Below are 5303 nucleotides of genomic sequence, written 5' to 3'. Positions count from 1 at the left end.
ACTCTCGCCCGTGGTGAGATCGTAGCGATAGATGGTGGTGGGGGTGGTGAAGCCGGTGAAGGCGTAAAAGGTTTCGGTATCGCTGGCTTTACCGCCAAAGCCGCCAACAGAGCCAATTCCGGGGAGGTCGATATCTCCGAGAAACTCGCCGCTGAGGCGAAAGCGTTTCACCTGAGAGCGAGCGTCTTTGAGGTATTCCACCACAAATTGATGGTTGAGGAGACTTACACCTTGTAGGACATCTTCGGCTTCGGGGATAACGGTTTGCCGATCGCCGCCGGGGAGGTCTAAGGCAATGAGACAATAGCGAGGGGCGTTAAAGTCGGTGGTTAACCAGAGGCGATCGCCTTCGTTGCCCACCACATCATAGCGGGCTTCCCAGGTGTTGATCAATTCCACCACCGGCGCGTCGAGTTGTGGTGATGTGGGGGTTTGTAAGTCTTGGTAGAAGACGAGGTTTTTCGGTTCCGTTCCCCGCCAGACGGAGATAATGAGATAGCGGCCATCGTCGGTGACATCGCCGCTAAACCCCCATTCTTTCTCGTCGGGCCGTTCATAGATGAGAACGTCCTCGCTTTGGGGAGTTCCGCGACGGTGGTAATAGAGTTTTTGGAAGTAGTTAATGTCTTCGTATTGACTCTCTTCTTGGGGGCGATCGTAGGCGCTATAGTAGAAGCCTTGATTGTCGTGAGTCCAGGCGGCCCCGGAGAACTTACTCCACTTCACCTCGTCGCTGAGATCGTCGCCGCTGTCGATGTTGCGAATACGCCAGGTTTTCCAGTCGGAACCGGACTCTGAGAGGGAGTAAGCTAGCCAGTGGCCATCGGGAGAAATGGCGTAACCGGTTAGGGCCACGGTTCCATCGTCGGAGAGTTGGTTGGGATCAAGGAGAACGCGGGGATCGCCGTCGAGGTGATCGAGGACGTAGAGGACGTTTTGGTTTTGTAGGCCGTCGTTTTTGAAGTAGAAGTAGCGATCGCCTTCTTTGAAGGGAATCCCGTATTTTTCGTAGTTCCAGAGTTGAGTGAGTCGCGCTTTGAGGCGATCGCGATCGGGATTTTTCGTCAGAAAACCAAAGGTTAGCTCATTTTGCGCTTCAATCCAAGCCCGAGTTTCTTCGGAGTCGGAGTCTTCTAACCAACGATAGGGGTCGGGAATTTCGAGGCCATGATAAGTATCAACTTGGTCACTTTGTCGTGCTTGAGGATAGGTAAATGTCATAAGTTTTTAACGGTAAAGGGTGAACAAACAAAACTAATTTTGTGGGCAATTCAAACAACAAAATCAGATTTTGTAGGGGCGAATAATGGGGCGAATAATTATTCGCCCCTACAAGTTGGTATACAAGGCAAAAAAACATCGAATATCATCGATTAATTATTCCTTGTTCAGCCCTAATCTTGTTGATGAGAAAACTGATAAGCACCCACCCAAGACAGGGCGATCGCCACCACCAACAACACCGGAATACTAATCCAGGTAAAGTCAGCCAATGACCCATAGGCGGCTGACCGTAAGCCCACACTGGTATAGGTTAGGGGCAGACAAAAGACAATCACTTTGAGGGCGCTGGGCAAGGTCGCAGGGTCAAAAAAGGTCGCCCCCAGAAAGGACATGGGGACAATCAAAAAGTTATTGAGTAATCCGACACTTTCGAGGGATTTAACATTCAGTCCAACAATCACCCCCAGTCCGGCAAAGACAGCACAATTGAGGATTAACACCAACAAAAAGAGAGGATTAAAAAAGCTCCAAACCGCTGAAATTCCCTGTTCTGTAAAGCCAAGAAAGAGGACAGCTACGACCATCACCGATGCCGAGGTCATTAAGCCTCGAACCACACCGGCGATCATTTTCCCCAAATGCAGTGAGAGGGGATGAATGGGGAGAAGTAGCACTTCTTCAAAGGTTTTGCTGTAGAGTCGTTCGCCACAAATCGAGAAGGTGGTACCGCCGAAACTGATGGCCATGGAGGATAGGGCGACCATCCCCGGTAGGATGAATTGTAGATAACTACTATAGTCCTCACTGATGGCGGTTCCGGGGCGGACGGAACTCCCTAAGCCTAAGCCGAAGGCGACGATGTAAATCAGGGGAGAGATGAGGCCCGAGGCGGCGACTTGGGCGATGCGAACTCGCAAATCCAGCCAATCCCCCCAGAAGATGGTGAGGCTGTCTTGCCAAATGGTGGCGTAGTCGAGGGAATTGGGGTTACGTTGGCTAGGGGTGAGGGAGTTTTGAACAGTCACAGGTACAGGGGCGATCGCGAACAAGACATCAGAAGCATCTTACCTTGATTTAGGGTTGCTCGGAGTCCCGGCGATCGCCATCGTCGTCCTCATCCTGATCGCTGTCGTGATCGTTGTCGCGGTTGTCTTCGGGTTGGGGGGGCGGTGCGTCGCTGTTGGAGGCGTTGGCTGGGGGATCTAAGGGGGAATCTTCCTCTTCTTCGACGAGTTCCAACCTAAGCAGGTTGTCATCACTCAATGACTCGGGCAATGACTCGGGGAGAGAGTCTAACTCGTCTTCTGTGGGAGGTTTGCGAACCCGACGGATGGGCAGGTTGGCGGTAATGGAGGTCATCCGCTGATCGCTTTCTAGGGCAAAGTTGAGGCCTTCGGTGTCGATTTCCACATAGCGGGAAACCACCTCTAGGATTTCCTTCTGCATCGCCTCAATGGTTGCCGGGTTTAAGTCGACGCGATCGTGAGCAATCACCAGTTGCAGGCGGCGTTTGACTTCCTTGCGGCTGGTGTCTTTGTGCGATCGCGGCAACAGGCGGGCGAGCAGATTGGAGAGCATTGTGATGAGTCGAGTCAACGTCGAGTCAGATAATTCGGGTGTTCAACAGATTACGCAAGCGAGAGAAGATACCTTTCGGGGGAACCGAGAGATCTAAAAACTCCACCGTCTCTCCCTCCAGACGGCGAGCGATATTACTATAGGCTTGTCCCGCTCGCGAGGGTTCCTCGGAGAGAACTAAGGGTTCGCCTCGGTTGGTTGAGACAATCACCCGTTCGTCATCGGGAATTACGCCGACGAGGGGAACCGCTAACAGTTCCTGCACATCTTCGACGGACATCATATCGTTGGCTTCCACCATTTCCGGGCGGATGCGGTTGATAATCAGGCCCACTTTCCGCACCCCATTGGCTTCGAGGAGGCCCACCACGCGATCGGCATCCCGTACCGCTGCAATTTCCGGGGTGGTGACGATGAGGGCTTCTCGGGCGGCGGCGATCGCGTTTTGGAACCCCTGTTCAATCCCGGCGGGGCAATCGACGAGGACATAATCAAATTTTTTGGCTAAGGCCATCACCAATTTACGCATCTGGGCGGGGGTGACGGCATCTTTCATGCGATTTTGGGCGGCGGGTAACAGGGCGAGGGTATTTTGGCGTTTATCCCGGACAATCGCTTGATCGAGGCGGCATTCACCGGCGATCGCTTCGACGGCGGTATAGACGACTCGATTTTCCAGCCCCAGCAGCAGATCCAGGTTCCGCAACCCAAAGTCAGCATCCACGAGGATCACTTTGCGATTGCGTTGTGCTAATGCCATACCGAGGTTGGCGGTGGTGGTGGTTTTGCCCACTCCTCCTTTACCCGAGGTGACAACAATAATGCGACTCATAATGAGAAACGGCTTGGGAACGATCCAAACAGGGCTACACGACAACGAAATGTACACTTGAGGCATGGCCCCAAGGGGTAGATCGCGTCTGTGGGCAGTTGTCCCAATGTATCATCTGGGGGGATAGGCGGCGGGAGATTTCCCGAAGAGATCGGCCATCTGGAATGGGGAGGGGTTGGCGACTGGGGCTAGGTTGAGTCAAGATTGCCCAAGTTAAGATGGAGAATGTCGATAATTCTTGATGTTTCTTTAGATTTTATCGTTAATTTTTCATAACAATACGAAGAATCATAAAAAAGCCTTGGATTTCCACGTCAGTACCATTCATGATGGAACCATTCCATAATGATGGTTCTAAGATGACTCGCTTCAACATCAGCCGCCGCCAAGCCTTGCAAGGACTAACTCTCGCTGCTATGGGTTTGGTGTTGCGGGATACTCTGGCGATGCAGCCAGCTCTGGCTGAGCCTGAAACCACGACAAGTCTCGATCTCGATACTGAGAAATACCATGTGTTTATCCCTTATGTGCGATCGCGTACCGGGGGAAAACAGGAAATCACGCTACGTTCTGGGGAAAAACTAGAACTTAAGATTCCGGCAAGGACGACTGACAATACGGAAATCCCATTTCAACTCCCAGGTCGTCGAGGTGAGGCGATCGCGATCGCTCACACCCTCTACGACCGAACCCTAAGACTCGCAGATCAAATCTACCAAGAAATTGATAATACCTCCTTCATTCAGGATGCAAGTAAAACGAAGTGTAAATTTGTTTATGAGCAGGTTGAAGATGGCAGGTATATCAGCGATCTAACATCCCTGCAACTGTTAGATTATGTGATTGAAACGTCGCGACTTGAGGATTCAGTCAAAGATCGCTACCTGTTAGCAAGTAACAACTCAAGACTCCTGGGGATTCAAAATGCGATTGAGTCCACCCTGGCAACCTCAAGATTATCTCAAGACAAACGGCAACTAATCCTAGGAACCTTTGAGTTTGTTCGTGCTGGTGAACCTATTACCAATTTTAAAGCGCTCAGCGACCTGGATTCAATTATAACTGCCTCTCAGTTGCCGCCAGAAATTCAAAATGAGTACACAATTGCTAGTGCCAAATCTAGGGCTTTAACGGTCGATTTAATCCTCGTCAAGTGGATTGACGAAAACCCAAAATTTGATGGGAATCAAAGGAATGCCTATTTAATGGCATATCAAGAAGTTAGAGATGGTCGCGAAGTCTCTGATGAAGCTATTGTCACAGATTTAGATAATTTGATTCTGACATCTAGGATTTCTGATAATGCCAAGCTAGTCTATGCAATCACCCGTCAAAATAATTTGACTGAAGGTCAGGACTTAGGCGAAAAGGTTATGGGATTTATTCAGGATTATCAAGATGTTGAAAATTTGAAAGAGTCTGCAAAGCAAGTCTATAGTCAGGGTGCCGGTGTTGTTCCCCAAGCAACACGGTTACTCTCCGCTGCCGGAGCTGAAACGGCAACTGGCGTTAGCTTGAGCAGTCTGTCAGGAGCTGCTGCAACCAATGCCACCCTTGCCGCTTTGGGAGGTGGTTCTGTTGCGGCAGGTGGTTTAGGGATGTTGGGCGGATTAGTCGTTGCAACTGGGGGAGCGGCTCTGATTGGTGCCGCTGGATTGCTCTCTATTGC

2 protein-coding genes and 3 pseudogenes are annotated in these 5303 nt (G+C 51.0%); 1 reads left to right on the top strand and 4 read right to left on the bottom strand.

The features are described 5' to 3' along the window. From R6U67_RS05685 to minD, 4 genes and pseudogenes are all read right to left on the bottom strand, one after another. Positions 1-1221 (bottom strand): annotated as a pseudogene (locus R6U67_RS05685) (S9 family peptidase); the annotation flags it as partial. Positions 1222-1394: 173 nt separating this feature from the next. Then, positions 1395-2249 (bottom strand): ABC transporter permease, encoded by an 855-nt coding sequence (locus R6U67_RS05680; RefSeq protein WP_410251645.1) that lies wholly within the window; start codon positions 2247-2249, stop codon positions 1395-1397. 274 nt (positions 2250-2523) lie between these two features. Further along, positions 2524-2802, bottom strand: a pseudogene (gene minE / locus R6U67_RS05675) (cell division topological specificity factor MinE); the annotation flags it as partial. Positions 2803-2827: 25 nt separating this feature from the next. Beyond that, on the bottom strand, positions 2828-3634 hold the full coding sequence (gene minD / locus R6U67_RS05670; protein ID WP_068788727.1) for a septum site-determining protein MinD: 807 nt from the start codon (positions 3632-3634) through the stop codon (positions 2828-2830). A gap of 326 nt (positions 3635-3960) precedes the next feature. On the opposite strand from minD, the pseudogene R6U67_RS05665 reads away from it, so the two are divergent. Continuing rightward, positions 3961-5303: pseudogene (locus R6U67_RS05665) on the top strand (hypothetical protein); the annotation flags it as partial.

Source organism: Sodalinema sp. (genome assembly GCF_046483825.1).
Lineage (GTDB): Bacteria > Cyanobacteriota > Cyanobacteriia > Cyanobacteriales > Geitlerinemataceae > Sodalinema.
The sequence above is the reverse complement of the archived record's forward strand: the minus strand, read 5'-3'. Positions and strand labels throughout refer to the sequence as shown.